At 69.6% G+C, this 345-nt stretch carries 1 protein-coding gene; it reads left to right on the top strand.

All coding sequences use genetic code 11. The features are described 5' to 3' along the window. Nucleotides 1-345: KH domain-containing protein (locus KI686_RS17500; RefSeq protein ID WP_237590328.1), on the top strand; the 345-nt coding region annotated here is incomplete at both ends.

The raw sequence follows: 345 nt of genomic DNA, 5'->3' as shown, positions 1-345 counted from the left end.
AGTTCGTCACCGCGATCCAGCTGGACACCAAGCTCGACGGCATCCCGTCGTCGGTGCTGGCCGGCGCGCTGACCCAGGCCCGCGACGCGCGTCTGACGATCCTCAACGTGCTGAACGCCGCGATCGACGCTCCCGACGAGATGGCGCCCACCGCGCCGCGCGTCATCAGCGTGCAGATCCCGGTCGACAAGATCGGCGAGCTGATCGGCCCGAAGGGCAAGACGATCAACGCGATCCAGGACGAGACCGGCGCGCAGATCTCCATCGAGGAGGACGGCACCGTCTACATCGGCGCCGTCGACGGCCCGTCGGCCGAGGCCGCCCGTGCCCAGGTCAACGCGATCG

Source organism: Polaribacter sargassicola (assembly GCF_021991835.1).
Classification (GTDB): domain Bacteria; phylum Bacteroidota; class Bacteroidia; order Flavobacteriales; family Flavobacteriaceae; genus Polaribacter; species Polaribacter sargassicola.
This window is presented reverse-complemented; position numbering and strand designations above follow the sequence as displayed.